The organism is Mesorhizobium sp. 113-3-3, assembly GCF_016756495.1.
Classification (GTDB): Bacteria; Pseudomonadota; Alphaproteobacteria; order Rhizobiales; family Rhizobiaceae; genus Mesorhizobium.
Genome location: NZ_AP023243.1, coordinates 469,653 through 484,054, shown reverse-complemented (window position 1 = coordinate 484,054; position 14,402 = coordinate 469,653). Strand labels below are relative to the sequence as shown.

Genomic DNA, 14,402 nt, shown 5'->3' with positions numbered 1-14,402 from the left:
CGCTGACCCCCGCCCCACAAGGGTGAGGGGCGCTCTCTACCCACTCACCTTGAAGAAATCCACAAACGCCCGCAGCGCCGGCCGCATTTGCCTGCGGCTGGGATAATAGACGAAGAATCCTTCGAAAACCGGGCACCAATCCTCCAGCACGCGGATCAGTCTGCCGTCGGCGAGCGGGGCCCGCACATAGGGCTCGAAGACGAAGGCAAGTCCGGCGCCATCGACCACCGCTTGCGCGATCAGATGGTCCTCGTCGAGGATCAGCGGCCCTTGCGCTGATATCTCTATCTCCTCACCATCCTTTTCGAATTCCCAGCGGTAGAGGATGCCGCTGGAGAAGCGGAAGCGGATGCAGCGATGATCGGCAAGGTCGCGCGGGTGATGCGGCCTCGGCATGGCCTCGAAATAGGATGGCGCGCCGACAACCGCGCCGCGAAGGTCCGGCCCGATGCGCACCGCGATCATGTCGCGCTGCAGGCTCTCGCCGAGCCGCACGCCGGCATCGAAACCGCCCTCGACGACATCGGTGAAGCGGTCCTCGATGACGATCTCCAGCACGATGTCGGGATAGGCCCTGGCAAAGGCACCGAGACGCGGCGTCAGCACCAGATGCGCCGCCGTGCGCGGCACGCTGAGCCTGAGATTCCCGGCCGGTCGCTCACGCGACTCGACCGCCGCCTCCAGCGCCAGGTCGATCTCGGAAAGGGCGGGCCGCAGCCGCTCCAAGAGTTGCGCGCCTTCTTCCGTCGGCGCGACGCTGCGGGTGCTGCGCGCCAAGAGCCGTACGCCGAGCCGCGCCTCCAGACTGGACACTGCATGACTGACCGCCGATGGCGCGATTGCCAATTCCCTGGCAGCTCCGCGGAAACTGCCGCATTGGGCAACGGTTGCCAGCACGGCAAGCTGGGAAAGATGTGCTCGGTTCATTGATCTGTTTCTTGGAACGGCCCGTACGAAGAAGAGCCGATTATCGAACAGATTGCAAGGCGCTATCTCTGCTGCATCGCAACAAGGAGACGCGTGATGCAAACCCGCAAGCTAGGAACTGAACTGAACGTCTATCCCGTCGGCCTCGGCTGCATGGGCATGAGCTTCGCCTATGGCGGCCAGCCGGAGGCAGAGGCGATCTCCACGCTGCACCGCGCCGTCGAGATTGGCGTCAACTTCTTCGACACGGCGGAAGTCTATGGCCCCTACGACAACGAGATCCTGCTCGGCAAGGCGCTGAAGTCGGTGCGAAACAAAGTGACGATCGCCACCAAATTCGGCTTCAAGATTCTGGAGGAAGGCACCGGCCTCGACCGCATGGCCGGCGTCGACAGCCGCCCCGAGCACGTCAAGGCGGTGGCCGAAGCCTCGCTGAAGCGGCTGGGCACCGATGTCATCGACCTCTATTACCAGCACCGTGTCGACCCCAGCGTGCCGATCGAGGACACGGTCGGCGCCATGGCCGAGTTGGTGCGCGAGGGCAAGGTGCGCGCATTGGGTCTGTCGGAAGCCAGTGCCGCGACCATCCGCCGGGCGCATGCCGTGCATCCCATCGCTGCCGTGCAGAGCGAATATTCGCTGTGGAGCCGTGATCCGGAAGAGCAGGTGCTTGCCGTCTGCCGCGAACTCGGCATCGGCTTCGTGCCCTACAGCCCGCTCGGCCGTGGCCTTTTGACGGGGGCGATTGCCAGGCCCGAAACGCTTGACGATGGCGACTGGCGCCGCACCTTGCCGCGCTTCCAGGCCGAGGCCATGGAAGCCAATGCCAAGGTTATCGCCACGCTGGAAAGACTGGCGACGGAAAAGGGCGTGACCCCGGCGCAGCTGGCGCTGGCCTGGGTACTGCATCAGGGCGATTTCATCGTGCCGATCCCCGGCGCGCGCAAAATCCGCCATCTGGAGCAGAACACGGCGGCGGCGAGTATCGAGCTGAGTGCGGCCGAGGTCGCGGCGATTGGTGATGCGCTGTCGCCGGATAAGGTGATGGGCAAGCGCTATACGGAGGAGTTGCTGGCGCTGGTGAATGGCTAGGCAATGGGGCGCTTCGGCGCCCCATATTGTTGAGACGCCAACGCGAGGCGCCCCTCTGTCCTGCCGGACATCTCCCCCACAAGGGGGGAGATTGAGTGTCATCGCGGCTTTCGCCAATCACCAGCGCTTGAAGGAAGGGAGGCACGGCCAAGCCGCCAATCTCCCCCCTTGAGGGGGAGATGTCCGGCAGGACAGAGGGGGGCGCCTCGCGCCGACATTTCTATGTCTGCGCTACCACGGCACCACCTCAATCTCCGGCCAGCACGCCTTTGCCCGCTTGCCCTTCGCCTCATGCGTCCGCTGGTTGTCCGTCACCCGGTTCGGCGTGATGCGGAACGAAAAGATATCATCGAGCCCGAACGGCGCCACCAATTCGAGCGCGCCGTTGCCATCGTAGCGAACCCCGACCGCATGCGTCTTCGAGGCAAAATAGCCGATGGGTTCGCTGGAACTCGCATAGCGCGGGCAGGGCTGCCCGAATTTCTGCGGATACCACAGATGCACACGCGCCTGGTTGCGCACCTCGACCGGCAGGGTCAGCCCCTCGAAATGCCGCGCTGCCCTGCGGATGACGGCGTCCTCGGCCTCATAGGACAGGTCACTGTCATCGAAATAGAAGAGATCAACGTCCTTGATGCCGTAACCCGGCCGCTTGCCGGTCAAATGGTTCCAGACGCTGTTGTAAAGCGCGCCGGAGACGACCAGCCAGTCCGGCAGCGCCAGCGTGCGGGCTCGCGCCAGCGCGTCGCCGACCAGCGGGTCGCCCGACACGATGTCGAGGAATGCCGCGCGCTGTGCTTCGCATGGCAGCCCGGAATAGCGCAGATGGTCCATCGCCCTTTGGAGGACGATTCGCCATCCGCCCGCAAGTCGTTGGTTTCTGCGCAATTCCTGTGGGAAAACCGCTAAGCACTTTTCCTGGAATTGCTTCAGCCGCGCAGCACGCCGCCCGTCTGCTTGCCGACATTCTCGACGACACGCTTGGCCAGCGCCTCGAAATCCTCGTCGGTCAGCGTCTTCTCGACCGGCTGGATCGACACTTCGATGGCGATCGACTTTTTGTCGGCGCCGAGCGCTGCGCCCTCGAAGATGTCGAAGACCGAGACGGCTGTGATCAGCTTCTTGTCGGCGGCCAATGCTGCGCGCACCAGCGTGCCGGCCTCGACCGCTTTGTCGACGACGAAGGCGAAGTCGCGCTTCACCGCCTGGAAGGCGGAGAGCTCCAGCTTCGGCTTGGTCTTAGTAGGCTTGGCCTTCGGCTCGGGCACGGCATCGACGAACACTTCGAAGCCGCACAGCGGGCCGGAAACATCGAGGCCTTCCATCGTCTTGGGATGGAATTCGCCGAACGTGCCGAGCACGGTCTTCGGCCCGAGCTTGATCGTGCCGGAACGGCCGGGGTGGTACCAGGCCGGACCGCCCGCCTCGATCTGCAGCCGGTCGACCGGCGCGCCGCAGGCTTCCAGCGCCGCGATCGCATCGGCCTTGGCGTCGAACACGCCCACAGGACCGGAATTGCCGGCCCAGCTACGGCCGGAGCCGTCGAGCTTGGCCGTGCCGCGGCGCACGCCGGCGGCCACGCGCCGCTGCTGGTCGGCGCCGTCGCCCTCATAGGTGCCGGACACCTCGAACAGCGCCACGTCGCCAATGCCCCTGTCGGCGTTGCGCTGCGCGGCGGCGATCAGCCCCGGCAGCAGCGACGGCCGCATGTCGGACATGTCGGCGGCGATCGGGTTGGCGAGCTTCAGCGCCGTCTGGCCGCCGCCGAACAGTTCGGCGTGCTTGGCCGGGATGAACGACCAGGTGACGGCCTCCATCATGCCGCGCACGGCAAGCGCCCGCTTGGCCGTGCGGGTGCGGACCTGCAGCGTGGTCAGGATCTTCGAATTGACCGCGTCATGCGCGCCGAGCGGCTGCGGCGCGATGTTGTCGACGCCGTGAATGCGCATCACCTCTTCGACCAGGTCCGCCTTGCCGTCGACATCGGGACGCCAGGACGGCACCGCGACGTCCACGATATCGCCCGAGCCCTGCGGCTTGAAGCCGAGGCGAGACAGGATGTCGAGGCTTTCCGCCTTAGCCACCTCGATGCCGGTCAGCCGCTTCACCTCCGACACCGGGAAGGCAACGATCTTTGGCTTGTGGCCGGCATAGCCGACGACTTCGGTCTCGGCCGGCTCACCGCCGCAGAGATCGAGCACCAATTTCGTTGCCAGTTCGACGCCGGGAACCATGAATTCAGGGTCGACGCCGCGCTCGAAGCGATAACGCGCATCGGTGATGATGCCGAGCGTGCGGCCGGTGCGGGCGGTGGTGATCGGATCCCAAAGCGCCGATTCGATCAGCACGTCTGAAGTGTTCTCGTCGCAGCCGGAATGCTCGCCGCCCATCACGCCGGCGATCGATTCGACGCCATTGTCATCAGCAATGGCGCACATGTCTGATGTCAGCGTGTATTCGCGGCCATCGAGCGCCATCACTTTCTCGCCGTCGCGCGCGCGGCGCACGACGAGGTTGCCGGCGACCTTCTTCGCATCGAACACATGCAACGGCCGGCCGCGATCGAAGGTGACGTAGTTTGTGATGTCGACCAGCGCGCTGATTGGCCTCAGACCAATGGCGATCAGCCTCTGCTGCAGCCATTTCGGCGACGGGCCGTTCTTGACGCCGCGCACCAGCCGCAAGGCGAAGCCTGGGCAAAGCTCCGGCGCTTCGATCACCACCTTGACCGGTGTCTCGCCCTTGCCGGGGATCTTTTCGACCGCGGCGCTTTTCAGCGTGCCGAGCCCGCTTGCCGCCAGATCCCTGGCAATGCCGTAGACGCTGGTCGCATCCGGCCGGTTCGGCGTCAGATTGATCTCGATGACCGGATCGTCGAGATGCGCATAGGTGGCGAAGCTGGTGCCGACGGGCGCGTCGGCCGGCAGGTCGATGATGCCGTTGTGCTCGTCGGACAGTTCCAGCTCGCGCTCGGAACACATCATGCCATGGCTCTCGACGCCACGGATCTTGCCGACTGTCAGCGTCACGTCGATGCCGGGCACGTAGGTGCCGGGCGCTGCGAAAGCGCCGATCAGGCCTGCGCGGGCATTCGGCGCGCCGCAGACGACCTGGACGGGCGGCTTGCCGTCGCCGGTGTCGACGGTCAGCACGCGCAACCGGTCGGCATCTGGGTGCTGCACCGCCGTCAGCACTTTGGCGATGACGAAGGGTTTCAGGTCCGACTTGTCGTCGACATGCTCGACTTCGAGGCCGATCGACGTCAGCCGATCGACGATCTCGTTGAGCGAGGCGTCGGTCTCGAGATGATCCTTGAGCCAGGAGAGGGTGAATTTCATGGGACTGTTCCGTCTGGTCTTTTGACGCTTGATTTCAGATGTCTAGGCAAGTCGTCGGACATATGCAGGAAGGGAAGCTGCTCACTGACGTAGGCATGCAGCGTCGGCTTGAAATCGGCCGGCGCGTCCATGGCGCCGAGCATGAAGTAGATGTCGTCTTCCAGCCGCTCGTCGACATAGGCGATGGGCGAGCCGCAGACGCCGCAAAACGAGCGCGTTACCGGGCCGTTCTCATACATCTTCAGCGCCTTGCCGGTGAATGCCACCTTGCCGGCCAGGAAGCCGACAAAGGCCGATACCGGCGCGCCGCTCGCCCGCCGGCAATCGCCGCAATGGCAATAACTGACGTGATGCGGCTCGGCCGAGGCCTCGAACCGCACGGCGCCGCAGCGGCAACCGCCAATGTGGGGCGCTGTCATGCGTTCAGACCGCCGAACAGCGTCGGCATGTCGAGCGGCCGGAAGCGGTAATGCGACAGCTTGTTCATCGTCTCATACTTTCGCGTCTTCTCGACTGAACACTTCGACCAGACGGAAGCGTTCGCAAACCAGTTTCATCTCAGGCGAAAAGCCGCCATTGCGCTCGAAATAGGCGCGATGGGCCTCGCGCCAGTATTCAAAGCTCAAATCGCCTTCGCCCTCGTCTCGGGCAAAGTCGGCGTCGACCTCGTCAAAGCGCCGCACAATCGCCTCGACCGTCTCGATCACCGCGGCGCGGCGGCCGCTGCCATCGAGCACGACATCGCGACGACCTACCTCCGGCATCGGCTCGGCGCCGCCATAATCGCGCAGGGCACCGCAGGTCGCGGTCTTGCGCCCCGACAGCACCAGCGCCAGCAACTCGTCGGCGAGTTCCGGACTGTCGCCAAAGCGGAAGGTCACCGCGTCCGCATAGGGATCGGCAGCGACGCTCACGCGCTCAAACCTCCGAACAGCGTCGGCATGTCGAGCGGCCGGAAACCGTAATGCGACAGCCACCGCACATCGGCGTCGAAGAAGGCGCGCAGGTCCGGCATGCCGTATTTCAGCATGGCGATGCGGTCGATGCCCATGCCCCAGGCAAAGCCCTGATACTCGTCGGGATCGAGCCCGCCGGCGCGCAGCACGTTGGGATGCACCATGCCGCAGCCGAGGATCTCCATCCAGTCGGAGCCTTCGCCGAAGCGCACTTCGCCGGGCCGCGAGCGGTCGCACTGGATGTCGACCTCGAGGCTTGGCTCGGTGAACGGGAAGAAGGACGGGCGGAACCGCATCTTGACCGACGGCACTTCGAAGAACGCCTTGCAGAATTCTTCCAGCACCCACTTCATGTTGGCGACGTTGGCCGTCTTGTCGATCACCAGACCCTCGACCTGATGGAACATCGGCGAGTGGGTGGCGTCCGAATCCTGGCGGTAGGTCTTGCCCGGAATGACGATGCGGATCGGCGGCTTCTGCTTCTCCATGGTGCGGATCTGCACGGGCGAGGTATGCGTGCGCAACAGCTTGCGCTCGCCCTTCTCGTCCGGCTGGAAGAAGAACGTGTCGTGCATCTCGCGCGCCGGATGGCCCTCGGGGAAATTCAGCGCGGTGAAATTGTAATAGTCGGTCTCGATATCGGGACCTTCGGCGATGGCGAAGCCGAGATCGCCGAAGATCGCCGCGATCTCGTCGATCACCTGGCTGATCGGATGGATGCGGCCGCGCTCGGCCGGCGACTGCCGCACCGGCAGCGTCACGTCGACTTTTTCCGCGGCCAGACGTGCTGCGATCGCCACGTCCTTCAACTCGGCCTTGCGGGCCGTCAGCGCCTCGGTGACGCGGTTCTTGAGGCCGTTGATGACCGGGCCCTTGAGCTGGCGCTCCTCGGCGGTCATGCCGCCAAGCGTCTTCAGCATCTCGGACACAGTGCCCTTCTTGCCGAAGGCAGCGATGCGCACGGCCTCGATGGCCGGCTCGTCGGCGGCCGATGCGATGTCGGCCAGCAGGGAATTTTCGAGCGTATCCAGGCCGGTGGTTGCGTCGTTCACGGTCAAACTCGCTACGTTGGAAATCTGCGCTAACGTGAGAGTCACGTTCAAGTTGATATCAGGCATAAGAAAAACCCGCGCCAGCCGTGCCAGCGCGGGTTCCCCATAATCAGAATTGCGAATGCTTGGGAAGCGCTGGTCTTAGGCGACAGCGCTTTCAAAAGCGTTCGGCGTGGTGTTCTTCAGATATTCGAGCGCGACCTTGGCCTTGGCCACGAGCGCGGCGAAAGCCTGCGGCTCATGGATGGCCATGTCGGACAGGATCTTGCGATCGATCTCGATGCCGGCCTTGTTGAGGCCGTCGATGAAGCGGCCATAGGTCAGGCCATGCTCGTGGGTCGCCGCGTTGATGCGCTGGATCCACAGCGCGCGGAAGGAGCGCTTGCGATTCTTGCGGTCGCGGTAAGCGTACTGCAGCGACTTTTCCACCGCCTGCTTGGCGATGCGGATGGTGTTCTTGCGACGGCCGTAGAAGCCTTTCGCGGCTTTCAGGACCTTCTTGTGCTTGGCGTGCGAGGTGACGCCTCTCTTTACGCGTGCCATGTCATGATCTCCTTAAAACGCTGTCCAGACCGAATGCCTTAGAGGCCGTTCGGCAGAAAATTCTTGATGACCTTCTTGCCATCCGGTTCAGCCAGAACCATCGTGCCGCGGGCATTTCGAATGAACTTGTTGGAACGCTTGATCATGCCGTGACGCTTGCCGGCCGCAGCCGACAGGACTTTACCCGTACCTGTGATCTTGAACCGCTTCTTGGCGGCCGATTTGGTCTTCATCTTGGGCATTTTGCTACTCCGTCTCGTTGGCGCACTATCGCGCTTCTTGTTCGCTTCGGGCCGACCAAAGCCCGAAAAGCAAATGAAACCGCCACGGCATGCCCTGCCGGGCGGTTTTCTTGAACGGCGGTCCTATACGTCAAAGCAGGCCTGTACGCAACACCCGAAGCCGTGCGACGCTCTGTCCCCGCTCAGGGCAGCGTGAACCACACCGGCAGCATGCCCGACTGCTGGGCACCGTCGATCAGTTCGAAGGCCGGCAGCGCGACCAGGAACACCAGGCCGTCGAGCAGCGTGGTCAACAGCAGGCGCGGCTTGAAGCTGCCCGTGTCGCCCTCCTGGTAGAGGGAAAGCTTCGGGAAGAAGCGCGGCACCTTGTCCAGGTAGGCCTGATAGGGCGCGCCAAGCGCTTCCTTGAGGAATTTCTCTTCGCGCAGGATGACGATGTGGAAGGCTCCCGCGCACAGCAATGCGAACAGGATGATGCCTGAGAACGAGCCGATCTGCGCGCCGACGCCGGCTGCGGCCACGGTAGAGAACACGTAGAGCGGATTGCGGGTGATCGAATAGGGCCCGCCCGTCACCACTTCGGAGGATTTGCGCCCGCCTATATAGAGCGTCGCCCAAAGCCGCCCGACGATGCCGAGGAAAATCAGGAGCACGCCGAACATCTCGATTGTTTCATGCACCGGCGTATCGGGCGGGAAGGTCGATTGTCCGAACAGAAGCGCCAGAAACAGCACCACCACGAGCACGGCAAGCACCAGCCGACGCATCTGCTGGTAATTGCCCAGCCCGTATTTGATTTCGTTGTCCAAGGGGGTGTCCGATCGTCGAAAAGCCAATTGCATGTCGCCCAAAAGTGGGTCCGGTTTTGGGAGGACGACAGGCATAAAAACAAAGCCGGCGATCGCGGCTTAGCCGAGAAACAGGCGTCCCGCCGATCGCCGGGACGCTCTGCAAGACAATTCAGGCGGATTTGGAGCGCTGGGCACGCCTGACTTTATCGTGATCTCAGGCGGTGTTGATATTCAGCACACCTTAGCGCGGCGCCAGCACCATCATCATCTGGCGGCCTTCGAGCTTCGGCTCCGCCTCGACCTTGGCAATGGTCGCCACTTCCTCGCGCACCTTGTTCAGAAGCTGCATGCCGAGTTCCATATGCGCCATCTCGCGGCCACGGAAGCGCAATGTCAGCTTGACCTTGTCGCCCTCCTCGAAGAAGCGGCGCACCGCCTTCATCTTGGTCTCGTAGTCATGGCTGTCGATGTTCGGGCGCATCTTGATCTCCTTGATCTCGATGACCTTCTGATTCTTGCGCGCCTCGGCCGCCTTCTTCTGGTTGGCGTATTTCAACTTGCCGAGATCGAGGATCTTTACGACGGGCGGTACCGCATTGGGCGATATCTCAACGAGATCGAGCCCGGCCTCTTCGGCGAGCAGCAATGCGTCGTTGATGGAAACATCGCCGCGGTTCTGGCCTTCGGCGTCGATAAGCTGGACCCGGGGAACCCGGATGTCACGGTTGGAGCGCGGCCCATCCTTGGTCGGCGCCGCTGCTTTGAAAGGTCTGCGAATGGTCGTGGTCTCCTTGGCCGTTTCGTTCAGGATTTGTCAGTGTTGATGCGTGGACGCGCCAATGTGGTGAGCGCGCGGGCGGAGTCAATAGCACAGCATTGATAGAAAATCACCCTGATCACCGCCTGCACCAAACAAAGAAACAGCGCGAGCACTTTTCGCCACGCCTGTGGCTGTGCCACAAGAACCCCGAGCCAGAAGAGGGGCCTGAGGAAAAAGCCATGACCGTCACGCCCCCGACCTTTCTCGATGTCGATGGATCGCGCATCGCGGTGCGCCATAGCGCGGGCTCGACACCAGGCGTCGTCTGGCTCGGTGGCTACAAGTCGGACATGCTTGGCACCAAGGCCGAGACCCTGTCGGACTGGGCGGCGAAAGAGGGCCGCGCCTTCCTGCGCCATGACTATTCCGGCCATGGCGAATCCGGCGGCGCCTTTGCCGACGGCACGATTTCGACGTGGCTGTCGCAAAGCCTTGCGGTGTTCCGGAAGTTTGCCAGGGGCAATCAGATCCTGGTCGGCTCGTCGATGGGCGCCTGGATCGCGCTGCGCATGGTGCAGGAATTGCGCAAGGCGGGCGACGCAAACGTCGTCGGCCTGGTGCTGCTGGCGCCGGCGCCGGATTTTACCTCTGAGCTGGTCGAACCGATGCTGACCGCCGGGCAAAAGCGTGACCTCGCCGAAAAGGGTTTCTTCGCCGAGCCCTCCGATTATTCATCCGAGCCCTACATCTATACCCGCGCCCTGATCGAAGACGGGCGCTCCAACCGGGTGATGACCGGTCCGATCGACACGCATTGCCCGGTCCACATCCTGCAGGGCCTGGCCGATCCGGACGTGCCGTCGAGCCATGCCTTGAAGCTGGTCAGCCTGCTGCCGGCCGACGATGTCACGCTGTCGCTGATCCCGGACGGCGACCACCGCCTGTCGCGACCACAGGATCTCGACATGCTGGTGCGCGCGGTCGGCGACATGGCCGGGCGGGGCAAGTGACGATGCGCCTTTCCATCCCGATCTCGGCCTTTGTCGCGGCCATCGTCGGCTTCGGCGGCACGCTGGCCATAGTCATTGCCGCCGCCCACGCGGTCGGCGCGACGCAAATTCAGACGGCGAGCTGGGTGACGGCCATTTGCCTTGCCATGGCGATCGAGAGCCTGTGGCTGTCCTGGCGCACGAAGATGCCCGTCATCACCGCATGGTCGACGCCAGGCCTGGCGCTGATCGCGGCATCGAGCGGCTTTTCGATCGGCGAGGCGGTCGCCGCCTTCATCGTCACCGCCGTCCTGTTGGTCGCCACCGGTCTGTTCCGGCCTTTGACGCAGCTGATCTCCAGAATCCCGCCCTCGGTCGCCTCAGGCATGCTCGCCGGCATCGTCGTCACCTTCGCTCTCAATGCGGTCAAGACCATTCCTGTCGACCCCTGGCTGATCCTGCCGCTGATCGCGGCCTTCTTCTTGATCCGCCTGTTCCACCCGGCGCTGTCGGTGCTGGCGGTACTGGTCGGTGGCGGTCTCGCCGCGTTTCTCACCGGCCGTGTCGGCGGCTTGCCGACACCCGAACTGTCGACGCTGACGCTGATCGCGCCTGATTTCACCGCCAAGGCGATGATCGGCCTGGCGCTGCCGCTCTATCTCGTCACCATGGCTTCGCAGAACCTGTCGGGTCTCGCAGTGCTGCGCGCCGCCGGCTATCATCCGGAGCCCGGCCCGCTGATCGGCGTCACCGGCTTCTTCTCGCTGCTATCGGCGCCGTTCGGCGGCTCGACCACCAACCTGGCGGCGATCTCGGCGGCGATCTGCACCGGGCCGGACGTCCATCCCGACCCCGCAGAGCGTTGGAAGACCGGCCCCTTCTATGCGCTCGCCTATCTCGTCTTCGCGATTTTCGGCGCTTCGCTGGTGGCGATCTTCGCCGTCCTGCCGCAGAGCCTGATCGTGCTGGTGGCGGGCCTGGCGCTGATGGCCTCGCTCGCCAACGCGCTGGCGATCGCGCTGAAGGAGGAGGGCGACCGTATGGCCGCCACCGTCACCTTTGTCGTCACCGCTTCGGGGTTGACCTTGTTCGGCGTCGGCGCCGCATTCTGGGGGCTGATCGCCGGGCTGGTCGTGCTTTTCCTCGACAGGCTCAAAAAGCGATAATCATTTCAGGCCTTTGTCCGGTTTTGGCGGATGTTGTCTTGAATCGCCGTTTTTGCCTTCCCATTTCGATTCCACGCAGCCGGTTCTGGCTGTCTCCAACCGAAGGAATGGGAGAAAATGAACACATCTGCATTGATCCGCCCGGCCTGGACGCCGGCAACCATCGCGTTGATGGTGATCGGCTTCATGGTGTTCTGGCCGCTCGGCTTCGCCATGCTCGCCTACATCATCTGGGGCGACCGGCTCGACGGCTTCAAGCGTGACGTCAACCGCGCGACCGACGGCATCTTCGCCGGCTGCCGCCGTGGTTCCGACAAGGCCGCGCGCTGGGGCAATGGCTCCGCCCGCACCGGCAACGTCGCTTTCGACGACTGGCGCGAAAAGGAGCTTGAGCGCCTCGCCGAGGAACGCCGCAAGCTCGACGACATGCTGACCGAGTTCGACGACTATGCCCGCGAATTGCGTCGCGCCAAGGATCAGGACGAGTTCGATCGCTTCATGGCGAACCGCAACAAGTCAACCGCGCCGGCCAAGACCGATCCGAGCACCGGCACGACGCCCACCAAGCGCGGCAAGGGCTCGAACCTGCTTGACGACTGAGGCCGAGCGACAGGCCAAGGTATGAGAACGGCGTCGCGCGAGCGGCGCCGTTTCTTTTTTGTTCTAGTCGTTTTTCTCGAATCGCGTATCGTCCCGCCATGACCATCGGATTCTTTCGCAATCTGACGAAGCCCAAGGCCACGCCAGTCGTGGAACGCGAATATTGTGTCGCCGGTCGCACGCTGCCGCTCAAGATCGTCGAGAGCGCCCGGGCTCGGCGCTTGACACTGCGCATCGATTCCGGCGGCCAGGGCCTGCGCATCACCGTGCCGCCCGGCCTGCGCCGCGGCGAGGTGGACAGGTTCCTCGACCGCCATCAGGACTGGCTGGAGCAGCGCCTGGCCAAGGTGCCGACGCGCCCGCAGGTGCGGCCGGGCATCAAGATCCCGATCCGGGGCGTGCCGCACCGCATCGTCCACGAACCGTCGAAGCGCGGCACCGTCACGGTATCGCGCGACGAGCGCGGCCCGCTGCTGATCGTCCATGGCGACCGTGTGCACCTGCCGCGTCGCATCGCCGACTTCTTGAAGCGCGAGGCCAAAAAAGAGATCGAGAAGCTGGTGATCAAACACACCGAGGCGCTCGGCAAGCGCGCCAAGGCGATCCGCTACAAGGACACCTCCAGCCGCTGGGGCTCCTGCACCTCGGAAGGCAATCTCTCCTTCTCCTGGCGCATCATGATGGCGCCGCAGCCTGTGATAAACTACCTCGTGGCGCATGAGGTCGCGCATCTCAAGGAGATGAACCACGGCCCGAAATTCTGGAAACTGTGCGAAAAACTCTGCCCTGACACCGACCGCTGCAAGGACTGGCTGAAGCGCAATGGCGGCGCCCTGCAGGCGATCGTGTTCGAGTAGTCAATCGTCATTCGCGGCGTTGAGTTCCTCCGGCCGCAGCCCTTCATCGCCATGATGCGGCCAGGGCAGGAAATTCCGGTCAAATTCATCGCCACCGAAATAGTCCAGTGCCCGATGCGCCTCGGCGCCGTTGAAGGCCGCCTTGTCTATCAGATGGGCGATGACCTCGCGCGCTTGAGCGATCTTCTGCTTCAGTTCGGCAACCGTTCTGTCGGTCATGATCGTTCTCCCGCCCGGCATGCTATCAGTCCAGTCGACATGCTATCATCAATAGGTAGCGCCTTTGGCCTTGCCGGCAAACAGCATGCTTTTTCTCGACTCTGTCGCGATTTCATGCCAATTCCCGCGCCATGGCGCTCGACATCAAAATCTGCGGCTTGAAGACCGACCAGGCGATGGCCGCGGCGCTCGCCGGCGGTGCCAGCCACGTCGGCTTTATTTTCTTCGCCAAGAGCCCGCGCTATGTCGAGCCGGCGGAAGCCGGGCGCCTGCGCGAAGCCGCGCGCGACAAGGCCTTGGCGGTCGCCGTCACGGTCGACGCCAGTGACGCCTTTCTGGACGAGATCGTCACGGCCATGCAGCCCGACATGCTGCAGTTGCACGGTTCGGAAACACCCGAACGGGTGGCCGAACTCAAGGTCCGCCATAGGTTGCCGGTGATGAAGGCGTTGCCGCTCAGCGAGGCTGCCGACGTCGGCCGGGTCAAGCCTTTCATCGGCATTGCCGACCGGTTCCTGTTCGATGCCAAGCCTCCGAAAGGCTCGCAGTTGCCGGGTGGCAATGGCGTCGCTTTCGACTGGCGCATTCTTGCCGGCCTTGACGCCGGCGTCGATTACATGCTTTCCGGTGGGCTCAACGCCGCCAATATCGGCGATGCCCTTCAGCTTGCGAACCCGCCCGGAATAGACATTTCCTCAGGCGTGGAAAGCGCGCCGGGCGTCAAGGATCCGGCGCTGATCGAACAGTTTTTCCGGGCCGTCCGGGCAGCACGCGACGACCGCGCCGCCTAAAAGCCTTAAATGAGAGCATGTCCCGGAAAAGTGGGAACCGGTTTTCCGACAAGGACACGCTTAACAAGTCAAGAAGCCA

Annotated in this window: 17 protein-coding genes; 6 read left to right on the top strand and 11 right to left on the bottom strand. The window is 63.7% G+C overall.

Annotation, left to right across the window (positions count from 1 at the left end; translation table 11 throughout):
* Positions 1-36: 36 nt before the first annotated feature.
* Positions 37-927, bottom strand: coding sequence for a LysR family transcriptional regulator (locus JG746_RS02175; RefSeq protein WP_202356687.1), 891 nt, complete (start codon positions 925-927; stop codon positions 37-39).
* Positions 928-1,023: 96 nt separating this feature from the next.
* On the opposite strand from JG746_RS02175, the gene JG746_RS02170 reads away from it, so the two are divergent.
* Positions 1,024-2,019 carry an aldo/keto reductase gene (locus JG746_RS02170; RefSeq protein ID WP_202356686.1) on the top strand — a complete coding sequence of 332 codons (996 nt, stop codon included), beginning with the start codon at positions 1,024-1,026 and terminating at the stop codon, positions 2,017-2,019.
* 231 nt (positions 2,020-2,250) lie between these two features.
* Here the strand turns inward: JG746_RS02170 and JG746_RS02165 are convergent, their stop codons facing one another.
* From JG746_RS02165 to infC, 9 genes are all read right to left on the bottom strand, one after another.
* A complete protein-coding gene (locus JG746_RS02165) occupies positions 2,251-2,853 on the bottom strand; it encodes a nucleotidyltransferase family protein (RefSeq protein WP_202356685.1) in 603 nt (200 codons plus the stop codon).
* Positions 2,854-2,948: 95 nt separating this feature from the next.
* Entirely contained in the window at positions 2,949-5,357 is a 2,409-nt protein-coding gene (gene pheT, locus JG746_RS02160) for a phenylalanine--tRNA ligase subunit beta (protein WP_202356684.1), read from the bottom strand.
* Complete coding sequence (locus JG746_RS02155) at positions 5,354-5,776, bottom strand: GFA family protein (protein WP_202356683.1); 423 nt, start codon at positions 5,774-5,776, stop codon at positions 5,354-5,356. Before JG746_RS02155 ends, pheT begins: the two co-directional genes overlap by 4 nt.
* A 72-nt stretch (positions 5,777-5,848) precedes the next feature.
* The gene (locus JG746_RS02150) at positions 5,849-6,271 is read right to left on the bottom strand and encodes an ASCH domain-containing protein (protein ID WP_202356682.1); all 423 of its coding nucleotides are present in this window, start codon (positions 6,269-6,271) and stop codon (positions 5,849-5,851) included.
* The gene (gene pheS, locus JG746_RS02145) at positions 6,268-7,365 is read right to left on the bottom strand and encodes a phenylalanine--tRNA ligase subunit alpha (RefSeq protein ID WP_202356681.1); all 1,098 of its coding nucleotides are present in this window, start codon (positions 7,363-7,365) and stop codon (positions 6,268-6,270) included. The genes JG746_RS02150 and pheS overlap by 4 nt, the downstream gene beginning before the upstream one ends.
* Before the next feature lie 141 nt (positions 7,366-7,506).
* Positions 7,507-7,908, bottom strand: a complete 402-nt coding sequence (rplT, locus tag JG746_RS02140) for a 50S ribosomal protein L20 (RefSeq protein ID WP_006201247.1) — start codon at positions 7,906-7,908, stop codon at positions 7,507-7,509.
* A gap of 38 nt (positions 7,909-7,946) precedes the next feature.
* Positions 7,947-8,150, bottom strand: a complete 204-nt coding sequence (gene rpmI, locus JG746_RS02135; protein ID WP_006201248.1) for a 50S ribosomal protein L35 — start codon at positions 8,148-8,150, stop codon at positions 7,947-7,949.
* Between the two features lie 182 nt (positions 8,151-8,332).
* Entirely contained in the window at positions 8,333-8,959 is a 627-nt protein-coding gene (locus tag JG746_RS02130) for a methyltransferase family protein (RefSeq protein WP_202356680.1), read from the bottom strand.
* Between the two features lie 223 nt (positions 8,960-9,182).
* A complete protein-coding gene (gene infC, locus JG746_RS02125; RefSeq protein ID WP_010912915.1) occupies positions 9,183-9,719 on the bottom strand; it encodes a translation initiation factor IF-3 in 537 nt (178 codons plus the stop codon).
* A 221-nt stretch (positions 9,720-9,940) separates the two neighbouring features.
* Here infC and JG746_RS02120 point away from each other — a divergent pair, with 221 nt between their 5' ends.
* The 4 genes from JG746_RS02120 to JG746_RS02105 all read left to right on the top strand — a co-directional run bounded on the left by JG746_RS02120 (position 9,941) and on the right by JG746_RS02105 (position 13,313).
* On the top strand, positions 9,941-10,711 hold the full coding sequence (locus JG746_RS02120; protein ID WP_202356679.1) for an alpha/beta hydrolase: 771 nt from the start codon (positions 9,941-9,943) through the stop codon (positions 10,709-10,711).
* A gap of 2 nt (positions 10,712-10,713) precedes the next feature.
* Positions 10,714-11,856, top strand: a complete 1,143-nt coding sequence (locus tag JG746_RS02115; RefSeq protein WP_202356678.1) for a benzoate/H(+) symporter BenE family transporter — start codon at positions 10,714-10,716, stop codon at positions 11,854-11,856.
* A 117-nt stretch (positions 11,857-11,973) separates the two neighbouring features.
* Positions 11,974-12,456, top strand: a complete 483-nt coding sequence (locus tag JG746_RS02110) for a DUF2852 domain-containing protein (RefSeq protein WP_096452769.1) — start codon at positions 11,974-11,976, stop codon at positions 12,454-12,456.
* A gap of 98 nt (positions 12,457-12,554) precedes the next feature.
* Entirely contained in the window at positions 12,555-13,313 is a 759-nt protein-coding gene (locus JG746_RS02105; RefSeq protein ID WP_202356677.1) for a M48 family metallopeptidase, read from the top strand.
* Here the strand turns inward: JG746_RS02105 and JG746_RS02100 are convergent, their stop codons facing one another.
* Positions 13,314-13,532 carry a hypothetical protein gene (locus JG746_RS02100; RefSeq protein WP_202356676.1) on the bottom strand — a complete coding sequence of 73 codons (219 nt, stop codon included), beginning with the start codon at positions 13,530-13,532 and terminating at the stop codon, positions 13,314-13,316. It lies immediately after the preceding gene.
* Between the two features lie 131 nt (positions 13,533-13,663).
* Here JG746_RS02100 and JG746_RS02095 point away from each other — a divergent pair, with 131 nt between their 5' ends.
* Complete coding sequence (locus JG746_RS02095; protein WP_202356675.1) at positions 13,664-14,323, top strand: phosphoribosylanthranilate isomerase; 660 nt, start codon at positions 13,664-13,666, stop codon at positions 14,321-14,323.
* Positions 14,324-14,402 lie beyond the last annotated feature (79 nt).

Coding starts and splice junctions, on each gene's coding strand:
- JG746_RS02115 (WP_202356678.1), top strand. CDS start 10,714: ATGCGCCTTTCCATCCCGATCTCGGCCTTTGTCGCGGCCATCGTCGGC.
- rplT (WP_006201247.1), bottom strand. CDS start 7,908: ATGGCACGCGTAAAGAGAGGCGTCACCTCGCACGCCAAGCACAAGAAG.
- JG746_RS02095 (WP_202356675.1), top strand. CDS start 13,664: ATGGCGCTCGACATCAAAATCTGCGGCTTGAAGACCGACCAGGCGATG.
- JG746_RS02175 (WP_202356687.1), bottom strand. CDS start 927: ATGAACCGAGCACATCTTTCCCAGCTTGCCGTGCTGGCAACCGTTGCC.
- pheT (WP_202356684.1), bottom strand. CDS start 5,357: ATGAAATTCACCCTCTCCTGGCTCAAGGATCATCTCGAGACCGACGCC.
- JG746_RS02100 (WP_202356676.1), bottom strand. CDS start 13,532: ATGACCGACAGAACGGTTGCCGAACTGAAGCAGAAGATCGCTCAAGCG.
- JG746_RS02170 (WP_202356686.1), top strand. CDS start 1,024: ATGCAAACCCGCAAGCTAGGAACTGAACTGAACGTCTATCCCGTCGGC.
- JG746_RS02165 (WP_202356685.1), bottom strand. CDS start 2,853: ATGGACCATCTGCGCTATTCCGGGCTGCCATGCGAAGCACAGCGCGCG.
- JG746_RS02155 (WP_202356683.1), bottom strand. CDS start 5,776: ATGACAGCGCCCCACATTGGCGGTTGCCGCTGCGGCGCCGTGCGGTTC.
- JG746_RS02110 (WP_096452769.1), top strand. CDS start 11,974: ATGAACACATCTGCATTGATCCGCCCGGCCTGGACGCCGGCAACCATC.
- JG746_RS02105 (WP_202356677.1), top strand. CDS start 12,555: ATGACCATCGGATTCTTTCGCAATCTGACGAAGCCCAAGGCCACGCCA.
- JG746_RS02120 (WP_202356679.1), top strand. CDS start 9,941: ATGACCGTCACGCCCCCGACCTTTCTCGATGTCGATGGATCGCGCATC.
- rpmI (WP_006201248.1), bottom strand. CDS start 8,150: ATGCCCAAGATGAAGACCAAATCGGCCGCCAAGAAGCGGTTCAAGATC.